Annotated in this window: 16 protein-coding genes and 2 tRNA genes; 13 read left to right on the forward strand and 5 right to left on the reverse strand. The window is 62.9% G+C overall.

The genetic code is table 11. The features are described 5' to 3' along the window. The first annotated feature begins 286 nt into the window (after positions 1 to 286). From AC6JA3_RS06170 to AC6JA3_RS06195, 6 genes are all read left to right on the forward strand, one after another. On the forward strand, positions 287 to 2506 hold the full coding sequence (locus tag AC6JA3_RS06170; protein ID WP_026546331.1) for a DEAD/DEAH box helicase: 2220 nt from the start codon (positions 287 to 289) through the stop codon (positions 2504 to 2506). A 212-nt stretch (positions 2507 to 2718) separates the two neighbouring features. Beyond that, positions 2719 to 3237: a LysM peptidoglycan-binding domain-containing protein gene (locus AC6JA3_RS06175; protein ID WP_026539752.1), complete on the forward strand. Its 519-nt coding sequence runs from the start codon at positions 2719 to 2721 to the stop codon at positions 3235 to 3237. Between the two features lie 162 nt (positions 3238 to 3399). Beyond that, positions 3400 to 3471, forward strand: a tRNA-Thr gene (locus tag AC6JA3_RS06180). Between the two features lie 62 nt (positions 3472 to 3533). Then, positions 3534 to 3607: transfer RNA gene (locus AC6JA3_RS06185), tRNA-Met, on the forward strand. Positions 3608 to 3672: 65 nt separating this feature from the next. Further along, complete coding sequence (locus AC6JA3_RS06190) at positions 3673 to 4329, forward strand: SDR family oxidoreductase (RefSeq protein ID WP_347782941.1); 657 nt, start codon at positions 3673 to 3675, stop codon at positions 4327 to 4329. A 116-nt stretch (positions 4330 to 4445) separates the two neighbouring features. Then, the gene (locus tag AC6JA3_RS06195) at positions 4446 to 6017 is read left to right on the forward strand and encodes a Na+/H+ antiporter (RefSeq protein WP_026539754.1); all 1572 of its coding nucleotides are present in this window, start codon (positions 4446 to 4448) and stop codon (positions 6015 to 6017) included. A gap of 35 nt (positions 6018 to 6052) precedes the next feature. On the opposite strand, the gene AC6JA3_RS06200 is transcribed toward AC6JA3_RS06195, so the two are convergent. Next, complete coding sequence (locus AC6JA3_RS06200; RefSeq protein ID WP_347782943.1) at positions 6053 to 7285, reverse strand: ROK family protein; 1233 nt, start codon at positions 7283 to 7285, stop codon at positions 6053 to 6055. A 272-nt stretch (positions 7286 to 7557) separates the two neighbouring features. Between AC6JA3_RS06200 and AC6JA3_RS06205 the strand changes: the two genes are divergently transcribed. The 5 genes from AC6JA3_RS06205 (at position 7558) to AC6JA3_RS06225 (ending at position 13522) form a co-directional block, all read left to right on the forward strand. Then, entirely contained in the window at positions 7558 to 8835 is a 1278-nt protein-coding gene (locus AC6JA3_RS06205; RefSeq protein ID WP_347782945.1) for an ABC transporter substrate-binding protein, read from the forward strand. 23 nt (positions 8836 to 8858) lie between these two features. Beyond that, positions 8859 to 9833, forward strand: coding sequence for a carbohydrate ABC transporter permease (locus tag AC6JA3_RS06210; RefSeq protein ID WP_347782947.1), 975 nt, complete (start codon positions 8859 to 8861; stop codon positions 9831 to 9833). Beyond that, positions 9833 to 10708 (forward strand): carbohydrate ABC transporter permease, encoded by an 876-nt coding sequence (locus AC6JA3_RS06215; protein WP_347782949.1) that lies wholly within the window; start codon positions 9833 to 9835, stop codon positions 10706 to 10708. The genes AC6JA3_RS06210 and AC6JA3_RS06215 overlap by 1 nt, the downstream gene beginning before the upstream one ends. Before the next feature lie 76 nt (positions 10709 to 10784). Continuing rightward, positions 10785 to 12539, forward strand: coding sequence for a glycoside hydrolase family 13 protein (locus tag AC6JA3_RS06220; protein ID WP_347782951.1), 1755 nt, complete (start codon positions 10785 to 10787; stop codon positions 12537 to 12539). A 23-nt stretch (positions 12540 to 12562) separates the two neighbouring features. After that, positions 12563 to 13522: an aldo/keto reductase gene (locus AC6JA3_RS06225; RefSeq protein ID WP_347782952.1), complete on the forward strand. Its 960-nt coding sequence runs from the start codon at positions 12563 to 12565 to the stop codon at positions 13520 to 13522. A 96-nt stretch (positions 13523 to 13618) separates the two neighbouring features. Here AC6JA3_RS06225 and AC6JA3_RS06230 read toward each other — a convergent pair whose 3' ends face one another. From AC6JA3_RS06230 to AC6JA3_RS06245, 4 genes are all read right to left on the reverse strand, one after another. After that, positions 13619 to 14551, reverse strand: a complete 933-nt coding sequence (locus AC6JA3_RS06230) for a TauD/TfdA dioxygenase family protein (protein ID WP_347782954.1) — start codon at positions 14549 to 14551, stop codon at positions 13619 to 13621. Positions 14552 to 14638: 87 nt separating this feature from the next. Then, positions 14639 to 15550: an ABC transporter permease gene (locus tag AC6JA3_RS06235; RefSeq protein ID WP_347782955.1), complete on the reverse strand. Its 912-nt coding sequence runs from the start codon at positions 15548 to 15550 to the stop codon at positions 14639 to 14641. After that, positions 15550 to 16437: an ABC transporter ATP-binding protein gene (locus tag AC6JA3_RS06240; RefSeq protein WP_026539763.1), complete on the reverse strand. Its 888-nt coding sequence runs from the start codon at positions 16435 to 16437 to the stop codon at positions 15550 to 15552. The genes AC6JA3_RS06235 and AC6JA3_RS06240 overlap by 1 nt, the downstream gene beginning before the upstream one ends. Before the next feature lie 2 nt (positions 16438 to 16439). Beyond that, on the reverse strand, positions 16440 to 17465 hold the full coding sequence (locus AC6JA3_RS06245; protein ID WP_223943482.1) for an ABC transporter substrate-binding protein: 1026 nt from the start codon (positions 17463 to 17465) through the stop codon (positions 16440 to 16442). A gap of 370 nt (positions 17466 to 17835) precedes the next feature. On the opposite strand from AC6JA3_RS06245, the gene AC6JA3_RS06250 reads away from it, so the two are divergent. Together AC6JA3_RS06250 and AC6JA3_RS06255 are read left to right on the forward strand one after the other, a co-directional pair. Next, complete coding sequence (locus AC6JA3_RS06250) at positions 17836 to 18699, forward strand: HpcH/HpaI aldolase/citrate lyase family protein (protein ID WP_026546322.1); 864 nt, start codon at positions 17836 to 17838, stop codon at positions 18697 to 18699. A 2-nt stretch (positions 18700 to 18701) separates the two neighbouring features. Beyond that, positions 18702 to 19613: a DUF2797 domain-containing protein gene (locus AC6JA3_RS06255; RefSeq protein ID WP_026546321.1), complete on the forward strand. Its 912-nt coding sequence runs from the start codon at positions 18702 to 18704 to the stop codon at positions 19611 to 19613. Positions 19614 to 19733 lie beyond the last annotated feature (120 nt).

Genomic DNA, 19733 nt, shown 5'->3' on the forward strand with positions numbered 1-19733 from the left:
CCACTCCGGAAATCCCTTTCTCCTGCCCAATTCTTGAGGCAGGACTGGTAAGTGTTGGGGCCCGCAATTGTGTGCGGGCATTTTCATAGGGAGAGCCGGCTAAAGAAAACGCTGTACAGACTGCTGGGATAGCAGCCAAGAGATGCAGCGGGAAGTCCTGCCATGGGATTGCGATAGCGCCGGACTTCTTGCGAGAGCAGGGCACTTTGCCTGTTTTCGCGACGAGTACTGCGGCCAAGCCCAACCGGGCCGCGCCGACTGCCCTATGGATGAGGAATTTCCCCCTATGACCGAAAATCTCAACGAAAACTTCGACGCCCAGACCACTGAGTCCGCAGAGTCCGCTGTTGCAGCAGAGACTACCGCCGAAGCTGAAGCACCGGCTGCTGCCGCTGCCCCCGTCGAGAACGCTGCACCTGAGTCCGCAGCCCCCACTTTCACCGAAGCTCCTGCCTTCACTGAGGCTCCTGCCGCCAAGGCAGAAGCAACCGAGCCTGCTGCCCCCAAGGCAGAAGACGAGGAAGAAGAAGGCGTCCGCTTCGTCGATCTTGGCATTGATGGCCGCGTCCTGGCCGCCCTGCAGGATGTCGGCTACGAGAAGCCGTCACCCATCCAGGCAGCCACCATTCCGCTGCTCCTGGAAGGCCGCGACGTCGTCGGCCTCGCCCAGACCGGTACCGGCAAGACCGCAGCATTCGCTGTTCCTGCCCTGTCGCGCCTGGCCGAACTCCATGACCTCAACGGCCCCTCACGCAAGACCCAGGCACTGGTCCTGGCCCCGACGCGTGAACTCGCCCTCCAGGTTGCCGAGGCTTTCACCTCCTACGCCAAGCACATTGACGACTTCACCGTCCTCCCCGTCTACGGTGGCTCGGCTTACGGCCCGCAGCTGGCCGGCCTGCGCCGCGGTGCACAGGTTGTTGTCGGTACCCCGGGCCGTGTGATCGACCACATCGCCAAGGGTTCCCTGGACCTCTCCGAACTCCAGTACCTGGTGCTGGATGAAGCCGACGAGATGCTGCGCATGGGCTTTGCCGATGACGTTGAGCAGATCTTCCAGCAGACCCCGGAGAGCCGCCAGGTTGCCCTGTTCTCTGCCACCATGCCGGGCCAGATCCGCCGCATGTCCAAGCAGTACCTGAACAACCCTGCTGAAATCTCCGTGAAGTCCAAGACCACCACGGGTGCCAACACCAAGCAGCGTTACCTCCAGGTCATGGGCCCGCACAAGCTGGACGCACTGACCCGCATCCTCGAGGTTGAAGAGTTCGACGGCGTCATCGCCTTCGTGCGCACCAAGATGGCTACCGAGGACCTCGCCGACAAGCTGAAGTCCCGCGGTTTCCAGGCTGCCGCCATCAACGGCGACATCCCGCAGCAGCAGCGCGAGCGCACTGTTGACGCGCTGAAGGAAGGCCGCATCGACATCCTCGTGGCCACCGACGTCGCTGCCCGTGGCCTTGACGTTGAGCGCATCAGCCACGTCATCAACTACGACATCCCGCACGACACCGAGTCCTACGTGCACCGCATCGGCCGCACCGGCCGTGCAGGCCGTTCCGGTGACGCCATCCTCTTCATGACGCCGCGCGAGAAGTACCTGCTGCGTTCGATCGAGAAGGCAACCCGCCAGCCGGTGGAGCAGATGCACCTGCCCACCGCCGAGACCGTGAACACGCTGCGCCTGGGCAAGTTCGCCGAGCGCATCACCGAGACCCTCGCGTCCGAGGATGTAGCAGCGTTCCGCGACCTCATCTCCTCCTACGAGGAAGAGCACAACGTTCCGGCAGCTGAGATCGCTGCTGCCCTGGCCGTGATGGCGCAGGGTGGACAGCCCTTGCTGGTCAAGGAACTGCCTGCAGCTCCCGAGTACCAGAAGCGTGAGCGCTCCAAGGACGGCTTCGGCTCCCGTGGCCCGACCCGCGCACTCACCGAGGGCAATGCCACCTACAGGATCGCCGTCGGACGCCGCCAGCGCGTCATGCCGGGTTCCATCGTGGGCGCCATTGCCAACGAAGGCGGCATTTCCTCCGCACAGATCGGCGGGATCGACATCCGCTCGGACCACTCCCTGGTGGAGCTTCCGGCAGACCTCAGCCCCGAGCAGTTGCGTGCACTGTCCCGCACCCGCATCGGTGGCGAGTTGATCCACCTCGAACTGGACAACGGACGCAAGCCCAGCGGCGACCGTGGCAGCTACCAAGGTGGCGGCGGCGGTGGACGTGGCGGCTATGGCGACCGCGAGAACCGTGGCGGCGGCAACTTCAAGGGCAACGGCGGCTTCAAGAAGGACTTCCGCAAGTCCGAAGGCGGCGAGCGTACCTCCGCTGACCGTGGTGGCCGCTCTTACAGCGACCGCTCTGAGCGCACGGCAGGCAGCTTCGGCGACCGCGACCGCGGCCAGGCCAGCGGCTCCCGCTTCGGCGGTCACGGTGACGGCGCCCGCAAGCCCCGCAGTGGCGGCGAAGGCGGACACCGCGATTTCAACCGCAAGGGCAAGTGGTAAAAACCTGCGAGTGGTAAACACTTCCAAGTGGTAAACACCTCCAAGTGGTAAACACTTTCTTGGTGATCATCACCCAGTAGTTCCCGTCAGGGGGCCGGCTTTCGAGCCGGCCCCCTGACGCGTTTAACCCCTGTTTCCGGGTTCCATGGGACGGTGCTCCGCCGTACGATCGAGTCACGGCTGAACATACGCAGAACGCAGGAGGATGCTCCATGGGATTGCTGGACAACGTGAAGAAGAACCTGGGATTCGGCGGAAAGCAGCCAGGTGAAAAGGATCACAGGGAGCACGCTGCGCCCGTTGCCCCCGAAACGGCAGGGGAGGATGCAGCAGCCCAAACGGCCGTGAACCAGGCCGCCGAGGATGCTGCCGCCGTCGAGGTTTCAACCGCGGACCGGGAGGCTGCGGAGGCTGCCGCAGCCCAAGCTGCTGAACAACAGGCGGCAGCGAATGCCGCAGCAGCCCAGGAGGCGCGTCAGGAGGGCTTGGAGCCCGAGGCCCCGGAAGTCCAGCCGCAGGCGCAGGAAGCAGCCGCAGAAGCCGCAGCAGGGGCCGGACAGCAGGGGCCGGTGGCTCCACGCGTCACGGAGGTGGTTGTGGAGCAGGGAGACACCATGAGCGGGATCGCGGCGCAGTTCGGGGTGGATCTCGGAGCGCTGATTGCCACCAACGCCGACACCGTTCCCAACCCGGACCGGATCTACCCGGGGCAGGTGTTGCGACTGCCCTGACTGGACCAATCAAAGAGCCGGTGGCAGGTGCAGCGGCACTACCAAAGGCGCGAAAAATAGATCAACAAAACCTCGTCTTCGCAAATTGTGTCGGCGCTGATTTTCCGCGTTCTTTCGCCGATTTGTAGCTTCTGAAAACGTCCGGTAGAGTATTTACTCGTTGCCCCCCTAGCTCAGTGGTAGAGCGCGTTCTTGGTAAGAACGAGGTCACCGGATCGATTCCGGTGGGGGGCTCTGAATGAGGGCCTGTGTCAAGGCGGTTTTTGACCGGCTTGGCACAGGTTTTTCTCATTCGTGGCGGTGTAGCTCAGTTGGTTAGAGCGCACGACTCATAATCGTGAGGTCGGGAGATCGAGCCTCCCCACCGCTACAGAGCAAGACCCCGCAGCTTTCGCCTGCGGGGTCTTTTTTCGTTCCGTGGGACAGAATGGGTCCATGAGCCGAATCGCAATTATTGGTGGCCACGGGAAAGTGGCCCTGCATCTGTCCCGCATCCTCAGTGGCGAAGGTCACGAAGTCACGTCGTTCATCCGAAATCCCGACCATGTGGCCGATGTCACCGAAACCGGCGCCAACGCCCAGGTGCTGGACGTGGAAAACTCGACGACGGCGGAACTCGCCCAGGCGTTCGAGGGCCAGGACGCCGTGGTCTGGTCGGCAGGAGCCGGCGGGGGCAATCCGGACAGGACGTACGCCGTGGATCGGGACGCGGCCATCCGCTCGATGGACGCGGCCGCCACGGCCGGGGTCCAGCGGTACGTGATGGTGTCCTACATCGGCGCCGCAAAGGACCACGGAGTCCCCGCGGACAACCCGTTCTTTGCCTACGCGGAGGCCAAAGCGGCCGCGGATGACTACCTGCGCGCCACCGACCTTGACTGGACCGTCCTGGGCCCGGGAAGCCTCACCGACGAGCCCGCCACAGGCCTGATCCAGACTGACCCGGAGAACCCCGGCAACGGCACTCAGACCTCCCGGGCCAACGTTGCTTTGGTGGCCGCGGCAGTCCTGGAACTTCCCGGCACCATCCACCGGACCATCGCGTTCAAGGATGGAAGCAACGACGTTGTGGATGCTCTCACCGAAGGCTGACCCGGCCCTGGAGGCGCCACCCCGCGTGGACTGTCCGCACCGGCGGGATATGTTTGTAGGGAACTTTTTCGGCTTCGCCCGGGGGAGGGCCTTACAACGTCTGGGGAAGCAGGAATATGGATCAGTTGGCGCTCATTGTCGGGTTGCTGCTTGCGACGGTGGTGGCAGTGGGCCTGGGGGATCGGCTCAGGCTGCCGTATCCGGTCCTGATGCTCCTGCTGGCTGTTGCGCTCACCTTCATCCCGGGCTTTCCCGAGTTTGAAATCTCGCCCGAGCTGATCCTGCCGATCTTCCTTCCGCCGCTCTTGTTTGCCACTGCCCAGAAGAGTTCCTGGGCTGTGTTCCGGGTCAGGTGGCGGACGCTGTTGCTGCTGGCCGTAGCCCTCGTGGTGGTGTCCACCGCTGTAGTCGCCGGTGCCGCCTGGCTCATGATTCCGGGCATCGGTATCCCGGCGGCGATTGCCCTGGGCGCCATGGTGGCACCTCCAGACCCCGTGGCCGTCGAGTCAGTGGCAGGCCGCGTGCACATGCCGCGCCGGCTCACCACCGTCCTCCAGAGTGAGGGGCTCTTCAACGACGCCGCGGCAATCGTTATCTTCCAGGCGGCCGTGGCAGCCACTGTATCCGGGAAGGAAGTGGGCCCCGAGGTCATCCCGCAGTTTGTCATCGGAGCCGCTTTGGCCGTCCTGATCGGCATCGCGATGGGTTGGCTGACCAAGGTCATCACCAAGCTGGTGACGTCCATGGTGGCCCGCAGCGCCGTCACCTTGGTGGTGCCGTTCGCGGCTTACATCCTGGCCGAAGAGCTGCACGCCTCAGGTGTGGTGGCCGTCGTCGTGACTGCCCTGGAACTCCAGCGCCATGCACGTCCGCAGGACGCCGCCGAGCGCGTCACCAGGACAGCGTTCTGGGATGTCGTGGAACTGCTGGCCACCGGGCTGGCCTTCGGGTTGGTGGGGCTCGAGATCCGCCACGTCATCCGGGACGAGGGGACGGCGATCTTCGGGATGATCGGCATGGCTGTGATCATCTGCATCCTGGTATTCGTGGTCCGCTTCCTCTGGCTTGGCCTGCTTGCCTTGACGGCCCGCAGGCGCAGGAACCTCCTGCAGCCCACGTCCCCCAAGGAAGTGCTGATCCTGACCTGGTGCGGCATGCGCGGCCTGGCTACCCTCGCCTTGGCGTTGGCTTTGCCCCTGACATTGCCTGACGGCAGCGAATTCCCCGCGCGGCACGAGATCCTGGTCATTGCCTGCGCCGTCCTGCTGGCCACGCTGGTGCTCCCAGGCCTGACCCTTCCGTGGCTCATGCGGGTACTGAAAGCTACCGAAGACGGTTCACACGAGCAGGATGCTGCAAAGGTCCTGGCCAAACGGGCCCAGTCCGCGGCCGTTGCGGCGCTGAAGGACCACGACCTGATGAAGGAACTCCCGGCGGAGAAGGTGGCGCTGGTCAAGGAGAAGATGCGCCGGCTCCATGCCGAGCTCCTGGACGGCACGCTGCAGAACGAGTCGGTTGCCGAGAAGCGGAAGCGCGGACGTGAGCTCTCCATCGCAGTGCAGACCATCGCGTTGGATGCTGCCCGCCAGGAAGTGGTGGCTGCCCGGAACGAGCTGGGTACTGATCCGGAAGTGGCAGACCGCGTGCTCAGGCAACTGGACCTGCGGACGATGTCGATGCCGGAGTAGGCCTGGGCCGGGGCGGGCCTTCACCGGTAGCAGGCCTATACCGGACTCGCCGCTGCCGCGTGCTGGGGCAATGAAGCGGGGTAGAGGTCCAAAGCGTGGTCTTCCACGTAGTCCAGGGCGTGACGTACCGCTCCCAGCGAGACGATGCCCTCGCCCAGGGTGGAAGTGGCAAGGCGCGGGGGAGTGAAGGTGAAGTCCGGCAATTGCTTTTCCATGCCGGGGATCAGGGCATGGGCGGAGGCCGCGACGGCGCCTGCGATCACCACCAGTTCGGGGTTGACCAAGGTGCTGATCGAGCCGACTGCCCGGGCCATGCGATGCGCCAGGCGTTCGAGGGTGTCCAGGGCGGCGGTGTCACTGTCGGCTGCGGCATTGAACACCATCTCTGCTGTCAGCGCTTCAGGATCATTGCCACAGAGTTCCCGCAGCTTGGAGGTTGAGGCTGAGCCCATGGCTTCCTGGCCCCAGAGGACTGCATAGTGGGCTATCCCGTAGGTGTCGCCCACGCCGTCAACGTTGTCCAGGTAGCCAAGTTCTCCAAAGCCACCGAGCTGGCCATGGAGCAGCCGGCCGGATTCGAGGATTCCGGCTCCCAATCGGTCCCCGGCGAGCATGACCACGAGGTTGTCCACTCCTTGGGCTGTGCCCAGCCAGCGTTCTGCGAGGGCAGCGAGGTTGGCGTCATTTTCCAGGAGCACATGCCAGCCATGCCGCTCGGAGACGATCCTGCGGACGTCGAAGGATTTCCAGAATTCCTGGACCGTGAGCACCTCTCCCTCGCGGCTGACAGGGGCGGCCACTCCCGCGGAAACGGCAAGAACGGTGTCGGCGGAGACCCCTGCTTTCTCCAAAGCATCAGCGGCGATCCTGTCCAGTACGTCGGCGCGTTCCTTGGCTGGGACGTTGTAGGTGCGGAAAGGCATTGTGACCTGGGAGAGTGGGGTCCCTGCCATGTCGGCCACAATCGCCGTGATCTTGTGCGCGCCAATGTCGATCCCCAGGACACTGGCTGCGCTGTCGTCGAAGATGAAGCGCCGGGCCGGCCTGCCCTTGACGTAGTCGCCGGCGCCCCGCTGGTTTTCGAGCTCCTGAAGCCATCCCAGGCGGACCAGTTCGTCGCAGATTGAGATGACCGTGGCGCGCGAGAGCCCGGTGCTGTCCATCAGTTCCGTGCCGGTAAGGACTCCGGCTCCCCGCATTGCCTTGAGCATTGCGCTGGCGTTCACTCTGCGTACCAGTTGTGTTGACGGTGCCGTCCCGGTCTGCATTCGGCGCTCCCACTTTCCCAGCCGCTCGATCTGTCTGATAGAGCGGTCTCTCTAAATTTAGTGCATAAATTTAGAGAGACCGGGCATCTCGGCAAATGACGTCAAATATCGGCAGAAGCTTGACCCTGTGGCGCCCATCACTCACCATGGTTAGCGATAGGTCATAAATTTACATCCTATCTAAACTTCCCGCGGTGCTGTTCAGGAGTGCCGCGCGATGTCATAGCGGCCACTGAGGTCCGCAAGACGAAAGGGCTACGGTGTCGGTGAAGATGACACGCAGGAAACACTTCGCGGTGATGGGAACGGGGCTGGCACTCATAGCCGGTCTCCTCTCCGGCTGTTCCGGGGCCTCGTCCCACGAACACGAATCGGGCAGGGAAACAATCCGTTTCACGTTCAGCAAGCGGGAAGCAATTGGTTTCATGACCAAACTGGTTGCCGACTACAACGCCTCCCAAGGCGGGACGAAAGTGGTACTGGACACGTCCGGCGTCGACGTCGTTTCCGCAAGTTTCGTTCGCGGCAATCCACCGGATATCGCCCTTGCCAACTACAACATGGAGACGTCCCGCTTTGTTCAACGTGGTGCGTTGAGTGACTTGTCCGGGACGGATGCCGCCTCCCGCATCCGCGGTGACCTCAAACCCCTGATGGAACAGTACGGTTCCTACCAGGATCGGACCAGTGCCCTACCGTACTCCGTGATGGCCTCCTCGGTGATCTACAACAAGGAGATCTTCGCAGCCAACAACATCAAGGTGCCCACCACCTGGAGCGAACTGATCGCGGCATGCGAGAAGTTGAAAGCTGCGGGAGTAACGCCGTTCTATGCCACATGGAAGGACGATTGGACCATCGCACAGGGATGGTTCGACTACTCCGCGGGCGGCCAGATGGACACCTTGGACTTCTTCGACAAACTCGCTGACGAAGGCGCGGATGTGGGCCCCGGGTCTTCTGTCTCGTTCCAAAAGGACTTTGGGCAGCCCGTTGAGAAGATGTTGACCCTTGCGAAGAACTACGTCAACAAGGATGCTGCCAGCCGGGCCTACGGTGACGGGAACCTGGCTTTCTCCCAAGGCAAAGCCGCCATGTACCTGCAGGGTCCCTGGGCCTTCAGCGAGATCGCCAAAACGGCCCCTGACCTGGAGCTTGGAACCTTTCCCCTGCCGATGACAGAAGACCCGCGGGACCTGCGCGTCCGTGTGAACGTGGACCTGGCGGCCTGGATACCCGAGGCGTCCAAACACAAGGAAGCGGCGCGGGACTTCCTGGAGTACCTGTACCGGCCGGAAATCATCGAGGCCTACAACAAATCCCAGTTGGGCTTCAGTCCTACCAAGGACTCCGCCGTAGTCCCCGATCCCCGGATTGAGGGGATGGTGCAGTACTACGACGCGGCCCAGGTGTACCAGGGACCGTCGGTGTTGGTGCCCCGCACCATCCCGATCATGAACTACACCCAAGCACTCGTATTCGGCGCAAATCCGGCATCCACCCTCAGCACACTCGACGCAGATTGGGCGCGCCTGGCGTTCCGCCAGTAGTGCCGGACCAGGGAGTCAACATCATGTCCATCATCACCACCTCCACGACGCCCGGGAAGGGCGGCCCGCGCCAGTCGGGCCTACAGCGCGGCAGCCGGAAGCGCGGTCACTCACACCCAAATCCCCGGCGGGGAGGCAGCAAGCGCCGGGTCGAGCCCATCTTCTACATCTTCCTGCTGCCCAGCCTGATCCTGTTCACTTTGGCCATCACCGTTCCGGGCATCATCGGAATCTTCTTCAGCTTCACCAACTCGATCGGCATTGGCGATTGGGACTTCGTAGGCCTGACCAACTACATCGCGATCTTCAGTGATCCCGCCATCCTGCAGAGCTACCTCTTCACCTTCGGCTTCTCGATCGTTACGGTCATTGCCGTCAATCTGGTGGCCTTTCTTCTGGCTGTGGGTCTCACTGCGCGAATCCGGATGAAGACGGCGTTGCGGACGGTCTTCGTGATCCCCATGGTGGTCTCGGGCATCATCATCGCCTACGTCTTCAATTTCCTGTTCTCCAACTCGCTGCCCTCGCTCGGTGCCGCGGCCGGGATCCCCTGGCTGGAAAGCAGCCTGCTGGCCAATCCGGACTTTGCATGGGTAGCAGTTGTGCTGGTGACGGCCTGGCAGGCTGTGCCTGGCGCGCTGCTCATCTATATTGCGGGCCTTGTGGCAGTGCCTGGAGACGTCTACGAGGCCGCTGAAATTGATGGCGCGAGCAAATTCCAGCAATTGGTGAAGATCACTCTTCCTTTGGTGGCCGGTTACGTGGTCATCAATATCATTCTGGGGTTCAAGGGCTTCCTCAACGCCTACGACATCATCGTGGGGCTGACAAACGGAGGCCCGGGAACCTCAACCAGAAGCATCGCGATGACTGTCATCTCGGGCTTCAACGGCGGTGACTACGCCTACCAGATGGCCAACGCCACGATCTTCTTCGTGGTGGCCATCGTGATCTCTCTCGTACAGCTTTCGCTGACCCGTGGACGGAATGCACTGTAATGACCAACGAATCGATGACCACTAAACAAGCCTCAAGCAAATCCGGCTCTGCGATGGAGCGGGTGAACTGGCCGGCCACCACCGTGCTGGTCCTGTGCGCGGTGACCGTGCTTCTGCCCCTCTACGTCACGGTCTCCATGGCGTTCAAGACGCAGGGCCAGGCTGTGGATGGCAACGCCTTCTCGTTCCCGGCCCCCATCAGCATCGATGGCTTTGTGCAGGCCTGGACACTGACCGACTTCCCTGTGGGTGCTGCCGTGTCCTTGCTTGTGACTGCGGGGACGGTGCTGGCCACCATCATCCTGGCGGCCTTTGCCTCCTACGCGATCGTACGGAACTGGGAACGCCGCCTGTTCCGGTACTCGTTTTTCTATCTGCTGGGGGCAATGTTCATTCCGTTCCCGGTGGTGGCACTGCCCCAGATCCAGCTCACGGGCCGCCTGGGGCTGGACAATCCGTTGGGAGTGATCCTGCTGGCCACCATGTTCCAGTTGAGTTTCAGCGTTTTGCTTTTCACCGCTTTTCTACGCTCCATCCCGATGGAACTGGAGGAAAGTGCCAGGATCGACGGTGCCACCACCTGGCAGACCTTCTGGAAGCTGATCTTCCCGCTGCTTGCGCCGATGAGCGCCACGGTGGGGATCTTCGCATTCCTCTATGCATGGAACGACTTCATGATGCCCTCGCTGATCATCTCCGATCCGTCCCTGCAGACGCTTCCCGTGCGGCAGAACCTTTTCCAAACGCAGTTCAGCAACAATTACCACGTGTCCTTCGCCTCCTACCTGATGGCGATGGCCCCGGCGATCATTGCCTACCTCTTCACGCAGCGGTGGGTGATGGCAGGCGTGACCCAGGGCGCTGTGAAGGGTTAGGCCTGTTGACCTGCAACGTCCGGCCGTTTCATACTGGTCCGGGATATAAATTTAGATACTAAATCAAAGGAGTTTCGTGAGCACCTCGGCCACTCAGGCACACCGTACCGAAGCAGACCGCATGACCGACCCCCATTGGTGGCGCCAGGCCGCGGTCTACCAGATCTATCCCCGCAGCTTCCACGACGCCAACGGAGACGGACTAGGAGACATCAAGGGCATCACTGCCAAGGTTCCCTACCTCAAGGAACTTGGCATCGACGCCGTATGGCTGAGCCCGTTCTACCCCTCGGCGCTCGCCGACGGCGGCTACGACGTCGATGACTACCGCAACGTGGATCCGAAGCTGGGAACCCTTGAGGACTTCGACGAAATGGTCGAGGCCCTGCATGCGGCGGGTATCAAGATCGTGGCGGACATCGTCCCCAACCACTCCTCGGACCGCCATGAGTGGTTCAAGGAAGCGCTGGCATCCCCCAAGGGATCGGCCGCCCGTGAACGTTACATCTTCCGCGATGGAAGGGGAGAGAACGGTGAGCTGCCGCCCTCGGACTGGGACTCCGTCTTCGGTGGACCCATCTGGGACCGGATCACCGAGCCCGACGGCACGCCCGGACAGTGGTACATGCACATCTTTGCCAAGGAGCAGCCGGACTTCAACTGGGAAAACCCGGAGGTTCGTGAGGACTTCCTGAAGACCCTGCGATTCTGGTCCGACCGCGGCGTTGACGGTTTCCGCATCGACGTAGCCCATGGCATGGCCAAGGACCTTTCCGAGCCGTTGCCCATGAAGGCGGATCTGGAAGCCAAAGCACATGGCACGGATGGTTTCACCGACGGTTCCCACCCGTTCTGGGATCGTGATGAAGTGCACGAGGTCTATGCCGAGTGGCGCAAGCTCTTCAACGAGTACAACCCGCCCCGCACCGCCGTCGCCGAGGCTTGGGTCCATGAGTCCCGCCGTGCCCGCTATGCAAGCCCCGAAGGGCTGGGGCAGGCGTTCAACTTCGACCTCCTGCAGTCCGACTACGACGCTGCCGCCTTCCGGAAGATCATCACCGACAACCTGGTGGCGGCCAAGGAATCAGGGGCATCGTCCACCTGGGTCTTTTCCAACCACGACGTCGTCCGCCACGCCACCCGCTACGGCCTGCCCAAGGGTGGTTCCGTTGCCCAGGGAACCAATGCTGCCCAGGACATCACTGGCGGCGAGCCCAAGGGCCAGGACGGCAAGGGATGGTTGTTGGCCGGCGCACCGGCCGAAGAGCTCGACGTCGAACTTGGCTTGCGTCGTGCACGCGCCGCGACGCTGTTGCTGCTTGCCCTCCCCGGTTCTGCCTACCTCTACCAGGGTGAAGAGCTCGGCCTGCGTGAAGTCGCGGAGATTCCGGACTCAGAACGCCAGGACCCGTCCTTCTTCCGCAACCCGGGAGTGGAGATCGGGCGCGATGGTTGCCGTGTGCCGCTGCCCTGGACCGTAGAGGGCCCGTCCTTCGGCTTCGGTGCAGGCAAAGCGCATCTTCCCCAGCCGGAGTGGTTCAAGGATTACGCAGTATCTACGCAGGAAGGCGTGGAAGGTTCCACGCTGGAGCTCTATAAGAAGGCACTGCACCTGCGCAGCAAGCTCCAGACAGCGGAGGAACTTCAGTGGGTGGAAACCGGCAACCCGGACGTCCTGCACTTCAGCCGCCCGGGTGGCTGGCACGCCGTCACCAACTTCGGCACTGAACCGGTTGAACTGCCTGAAGGTGACGTAGTGGTAACCAGTGAACCCCTGGAGGATGGCAAGCTGCCTTCAGATACCACCGCGTGGATTGTCAGCAGCGACTAAGCGCTGAGGACAATACTGAAACCATGACGAATGCGAACGGGCGGGGACGCCTCATATACGGCTGCATGGGACTCGGCGGCCCCTGGGACGGCACATCCTACGGCGCCGCGGAGATCGATCAGGCCGCTGCGGTGGTTGAAGATGCCCAGGGGATTGGTGTTGGACTTTTCGACCACGCGGATATCTATCGCAGCGGAAAGTCCGAGGCCGTCTTTGGTGAAGTCCTTGCCCGTTCGCAAGGTCTGCGGGAAAAGATCCAGCTGCAGACCAAATGCGGAATCAGGCTGGGGGAGCGCGGACTCCAGACTCATTATGACCTCAGCCGGGAAGCCATTCTGGAACGGGTCAACGGGAGCCTCAAACGACTCCAGACAGATTACGTGGACGTGCTGTTGCTGCACCGGCCCGATCCCTTGATGGACCCCCGTGAGGTGGCGGACGCCGTCGGGCAGTTAATGTCCGAAGGCAAGGTGCGGCAGCTGGGCGTGTCCAACATGTCCGGTGCGCAAATCGCGTTCCTGCAGGACCAGTTGGAGACCCCGATAGTGGCGAACCAGCTGGAAATGAGCCTGCTCCGCCGGGATTGGCTGGAGAGCACTGTGCTGGTCAACCACGCAGACGGGATGGGGTTCAGCTTCCCGCACGGAACCCTGGAACACTGCATGGCTAAAGGAATCGAACTTCAGGCGTACGGTTCCCTGGCCCAGGGGCGATATACGGGTGCACCGGCTGCGGAGTTGTCGCCTGCGGAGTCGGCGGCCACGGAGATGCTTGAAATATTGGCGGGGGAGAAGAACACCACGCCGGAGTCAGTGCTGCTGGGCTGGCTGATGAAGCACCCCGCCGGGATCTCGCCGGTAATCGGCACTACCAATCCCGGGCGCATCAAGGCATGCGCCGATGCCGCCTCAGTTGCCGCCACCATGACCCGTGCCCAGTGGTACGGATTGTGGGTGGCAGCCCGGGGGAGCAACATCCCCTAACCCCGGTTTTAACCCAACTGAGTCGCAGTTGTGCGCGTTATGACCTCTCAAAACGCGCTCACTGCGACTCAGTTGGGTGGGGACAGCAACACATGGCTACGAGGCGCTGCTGATCGGAGCCACCACGGAGTAGGTGCTCGAATCACCCTGCAACGCCTGGCTGGGCGTGCCATCGATACCCACCGGGATGTCGCCTGCGATGGTCACGCGGTTGAGCTTGCGCGGCTGGCCGTCGTAGTTGTCCGGGGCGTAGTGCTGGGTGATGCGGTTATCGAACAGGACAACCTGGTTGGGCTCCCAGTTCACCCGGACCACGTTCTCCGGACGCGTCACGTACGCCTGCAGCAGGCGGATGATGTCCTTTGATTCCGTATTGGACAAGCCCACAATCCGGAGCCGCTGCGCGAAGCCCCCAATGAACAATCCGCGCTCGCCGGTCAGGGGGTGGACCCGCACCACGGGGTGGGCGGTTTCGAACTTCAGGCGGGTGAACTCCTTGCGGCGCTCTTCGGCGTTGGAGTGCTCCAGGTTCTTCGGGACGGAGTAGTCGTAGTCGTTGGTGTGGATGGCCCACAGGTTGTCCGCGAAGCTCCGCAACTCCTCCGGGAGGTCCTGGTAAGCGCCGGCCGAGGAAGCAATCAGCGTCTCGCCGCCATAGGCAGGGAGATCGATGCTGCGCAGAGTTGAAGCCTGCGGCGGGTTCACCACGAAGGTGACGTCCGTGTGCCAGTTGTTGGCTGAGCCGTTCTCACTGTCAACCGGCAGGACATTTTCCTCGCCCTCCACCGAGGCCACCGTGGGGTGCGCTTTGGTCAGTGGCCCGAAGTGCGAGGCGAACTTCACCTGGGCCTCGTCACTGAAGATGTTGGCCTCCCGGAACACCAGTGCCTTGTGCTCGTTGAGCGCGGTCCTGATCTGCGCGACGGTGTCCTCACTGAGGTCTCCGCTGATATCCAGGCCACGGATTTCGGCGCCGATGCGGGAGCCCAGCTTGGCGAACCCGAGTTTGGTTTCGGTAATGACAGTCATGGTTCATTCCTTACTTGTTGTGACGGTTGCGGCAGATGCCGCGGGTTGGTTCCAGGAAGCCGGTTGCTTCCGGGATGCGGGTGGGTTTCAGGAGGCAGCACCAACAGCAGTGCGCCAGCGGGAGAAATGGCGTTCAAGGGCCACCAGCAGGAAGTTCACGCCGAGGCCCAGCAAGGACACCGTAAGGATGCCGGCGTACATGTCCGGGATGAGGAAGCTGCTCTGGGCGTTGACGATCAGATAACCCAGCCCTGCCTTGGCTCCCACCATTTCCGCGGCGATCAACACCAGGATGGAGGCCGTGCCGGCCATCCGGATACCGGTGAAGATCGTGGGAACCGCGGAGGGCAGGATGACCTTCTGGAAAAGCCTGAAGCTGTTCAGTCCCAAGGAACGGGCTGCCCTGATCAGGAGCGGATCCACGGTCTTCACGCCGGCGATGGTGTTCAGCAGCACCGGGAAGAACGCGGCGTACGCCACGATGCTGATCTTCGACTCCTCGCCGATTCCCAGCAACAGCGTGAAGACCGGCAGCAGTGCAAGCGCAGCTGTGTTGCGGAACAGTTCCAGCAAGGGGTTCAGGACCGAGTTCAGCCGCCCGTACCAAGCAATGAGCAGCCCCAGGGAGACACCCGCCACCAGGGCTGCGCCAAAGCCGGCCACCGAACGGGTGAGGCTGGCCGCGATGTGCCCCTGGATGGTGCCGGCTTCGAAGAGCTTGCCCCATGCCAGCAGCACCTCGTGCAACGGCGGCAGGAACACCCGGGTGGAAGGACTCGCCAAGTAGGTCGGGCCAAGCTCCCACAGTGCCAGGAACGCCAAGACGGCTGCGGATTTCCAGGCGGCTGAACCGGCCGCAGCGGCCAAGCGTCGCACTTTGCCAGGCGCCGGCGTCGTGCGTTCCGCTCCATCCTGCGGTGAAGGTTCGACGGCGGCCGTTGGGTCGGCCGGGGAACCCGCCTTGGGCGGGGCTTCTTTTTGAATGAGCGTGGTGGTCATCAGGCCGCGCTCCTTTCCGGGGTGGTTACGGGCTCGTCGGGTGCACTGCCGTCCGGCAGGATTTTTCGGTGGCCGGCGTCCTGGGCACGGCGGACTTCGTCGTGCAAAAGGGTCCAGACCTGGTGGCGGTGTTTGACGAAGGAGGGGTTGGAACGGATGTCCTCCTCGCCGTCACGGTCCGGGATTCTGATGTCCACGATTTCCTTGAGCCGGCCTGGCCTGGCGCTGAGGACAGCAACGCGCTCGCCGAGGTAGACGGCCTCATCGATCCCGTGGGTGATGAAGACGATGGTCTTGCCCGTGGTTTTCCAGATCCTGAGGAGTTCGTCCTGCAGTTGCTCGCGGGTCTGGGCGTCCAGGGCGGCGAACGGCTCGTCCATCAGCAGGACGTCCGGCTCATAGGCCAGGCTCCGGGCGATGGCTACGCGTTGCTTCATCCCGCCGGAGAGTTCGTGCGGGTAGCGGTCCTCGAAACCGGCCAGGCCTACAAGTGCCAGGTATTCGCTGGCTTTCGCAGCCCGTTCACGGCGGTTCAGTTTCTTGCCGTCCGGCCCTGCGCCTTCCAGGCCAATGGAGACGTTGGCCGATGCCGTCCGCCAGGGAAACAACGCGTACTGCTGGAAAACGACCGCACGGTCCTTGCCCGGTCCTGTGACAGGTTTGCCATCCACCAGCACCTCGCCGGAGGTCGGTGTTGAAAGACCGGCCAGCAGGTCCAGCAAAGTGGTCTTGCCCGAACCGCTGGGTCCTACCAGGGTGAGGAATTCACCCTCGCGGACATCCAGGCTCAGGGAGTCGATGGCGGTGAGGCGGGTGGCACTCGTGGTTTTGGTGGCCCGGACCGTGAATTCCTTGGTGACGTTCCGGAGGCTGATTTTCGCGGTCATGGCTATCCCTTCTTTGCTGCGAGATCGTTGAATTCGTTGGTGTAGTACTTCGATGGCGTGAGTTTGTCCTTCACGATTCCCGACGCGTTCAGCCACGCCTCCCAGCGGGTGAAGTCCTCGTCCTTGATCACGCCCGCGTCCGGGACTCCCGGGCTCTTCCAGAACTTAAGGTTCGCGGTGCTCTCATTGCGGCCGCGGCTTTCGATGATCTTGGTAAAGCGGGCAACTACCTCGTCCCGAGGGGTTTCAGCAGCCCACTTGATCGCTTTGGCAACGCCGGTGGTGAACGTGCGGGTGGTGTTCGGGTTCTTGGCGATGAAGTCGTTCCGGAACACGATCTGTCCGCCGGCGAAGGTGCCGAACAGCTCAACATCGCTGAAGAGGGACCTCAGTCCGCCGGCTTCGATGGCCCGGTCCTGCAGCACACCGCCGAGGGTTCCGGCGTCCACCTGTCCGCGGCGGATGGCTTCTTCGGTGTCGTTCGGGGCCAGCGGGACCAGTTGGACCTGCTTGATCTCCTCGGAGCTGAGCCCGTTCTTGGTCAGCCAGGTGTTGATGACGGCCTCATGGTGCGCGCCCAGGGTGTTGACGGCGATCTTCTTGCCGATCAGGTCGCGGGGCTCTTTGATGGTGCTGTCGGCCTTCACGTAGTACCCGCTGAACGTTTTTTCGTCCGAGCCGTAGTAGTTGGTGACGGCTTTGACGGGTGCACCGGCTTCGATGAGCTTTACCACCGCTCCGGAGAACGCGCCGCCGAAATCAGTCTGGTTGGTCGCCGCCGACTGGATGTCCTGCGGTCCGCTGGTGGTGTTGCCAACCCAGTTCAGTTTGAGGTCGCCCAGGTATCCGAGGTCAGCGGCAAGTTCGGGGAACGTCACGTTGTTGGCCGAGCCTTGGTAGCGGAGTTCCTTCACTTCGTTTCCGGCCTGGTTGGCTTGTCCGGCTTCGGCCGCGCCGCCGCAGCCGCTGACCGTCAGCGCTAGTACGACGGCGGCCGCGACGCTCAGCAGGGGCAGGTGCAGTTTCATGGGAGCTACTTTCGATGGATTGCAGGTGTTGGGCGGGCCGGTTTGCTGGGGAACGTCTGCAACGGCTTGGGAACGATGAAAGCCCATTTCGACGGCGGGTGGGAAGTGTCCGGGTAACGGCCGGAAACGCTGCGAAACAGCCCGAAACAGGACGAAATCCTGGGCCTTCCCTGGCAACCCGGGGACACAAAGACGCTGCGTTGAGCCCTGTGAACAACAGCGACAAGTGAGCTGTGCATGACTGGCGCGTACCGCCGTCGTGCGTTCATACTGCGGGACTCCACAGTCATATGGGGTTTAGTTCGTATTGATCCTCACAACCGGGCTGATTTCTTCGCTCTGTGAGCCGCCGGGCGGATACGGTAGATACATGACGTCTAGCATCGCCGCCGAATCAGTTCGGCCTACCCGCAATATTCCCGCCGACATTGCCCGTTCATGGCTCCTGGTGAACGCCATGAAAACGGAACTTTTTGACGAATCCGCGGGTTCACGGGCAGACGCCATCATCCTTGACATCGAAGACGCTGTTGACCCTTCCCAGAAGGACGCTGCACGCGAAAACGTGGTCAACTGGCTGACTGCCGGTGGTCAGGCCTGGGTCCGCATCAACGATGCCACCAGCCCCTTCTGGGCCGACGACCTCGCCGGACTGCGCGGCACCCCGGGCTTGCTCGGCGTGATGCTGGCCAAGACTGAATCCGCAGACCAGGTCACTGAGTCCTACCACCGCATGGACGGAAAGACTCCCGTGGTCGCCTTGGTTGAATCCGCCCTCGGCATCGAGGAAGCCAACCACATTGCCCGAGCCCAGGGTGCGTTCCGCCTCGCTTTCGGCTCCGGCGATTTCCGTCGCGACACCGGCATGGCAGCAACCCCCGAAGCCATGGCCTACCCGCGCGCCAAACTGGTTGTCGCCAGCCGCGTGGGCAACCTGCCGGGCCCCATTGACGGCCCCACGGTGGGCACTAACCACCCGATCCTGCGTGAGCAAACCGGTATCACTGTGACCATGGGCATGACCGGCAAACTGTGCCTGGCCATTGACCAGACCACCGTGATCAACGAGGTCATCAGCCCCACACCGTCGGACGTCGCCTGGGCCACGGACTTCATGAACGACTTCGAAGCCAACGGCCGAGTCATCCGCGACGGCTCCGACCTCCCGCGTTTGGGCCGTGCCGAGAAGATCATGAAGCTGGCAGTGGCATTCGGAGTCCAGCCCTCCCTGTAACCATGCTGGTTCATGGAGTCGCATGGGACTCCCCGTCGCCGGCATTGCGTTTGTTCGCGCCCGCGGGGGAGTTCACTGATGTTGCGTTGGCCCGGGGCTCAGCCCTGGGCCTGCGCGTTTTTCCGGGTCTGTGGTGCCTGGGCCACACCAAGGTCCACGGGCCGGGGGATCGCACGCACGTTCCTTGCCGCGCTAGTTCCCCAGCAGAACGTGGGAAACAATGCGGGGCCTGTTTTGCCCGGGACGACTCCCGGCTGATGCACGATTTCCACCGTGGCAACCCCGTTCCTGCTGGCCTTCGCGCCTATTTGATGCAGCCGCACTGGCTCTACGTGGCCACCTTCGCCAACGGTGCCACCAAGGTGGGGACAGCCTCGGCCCCGCGTAAATGGAACAGGCTTGCCGAGCAGGGTGCCGTGCATGCTTCCTATGTGGCCCACACCGGGGATGGCCGCGTTGTCCGCATTCTCGAGGACATGGTTACGCACGAGCTCGGCCTCGTTCAGCAGGTCCGGTCGGCCGCCAAAGTGGCGGGTTTGGTGGAGCCGCGTGCCGCCGTCGAGCTTTTGGCGTTGAACCGCCGGCACGCCGGACGTGTTCGCGAGCTCCTGGCAGGCCTCACGATGACCGGCTACTCCGTTGTGGAGGAAGAGTGGGAACGGCCTGGGCTGGCAGGGCCGCTCTGTACCGCAGGTGCGGGCCGCCACCCCTACCCGGCAACGTTCGACGCCGGCGGGCACGGGCTGCGGGTCCAAGCGTTGTCCGGTGCGATCGCCCTGGCCGGTCTTCCTGACGTTTCAGGGAACGAGGTGGAAGGCAGCTTCGTGGCGGATCTTGGCGCGTTGAAGGGCCGGAAAATTGAGTTTGGCCCGTACCTCACCGAAATCCCGGCGCTGCAGGACTCCTTGTTCTAGTTCCCCCGCCGAGGGGCGACATCTCTGTCCACCCAGGGGCGTCATCTCTGCCCGCCGAGGGGCGACATCTCTGCCCGCCGAGGGGCGAGCTCTCGGCTCTATGGGCCCCTCTTTCCCTTG

The sequence above is a fragment of the Arthrobacter sp. TmtSoilC79 genome, from assembly GCF_059739405.1.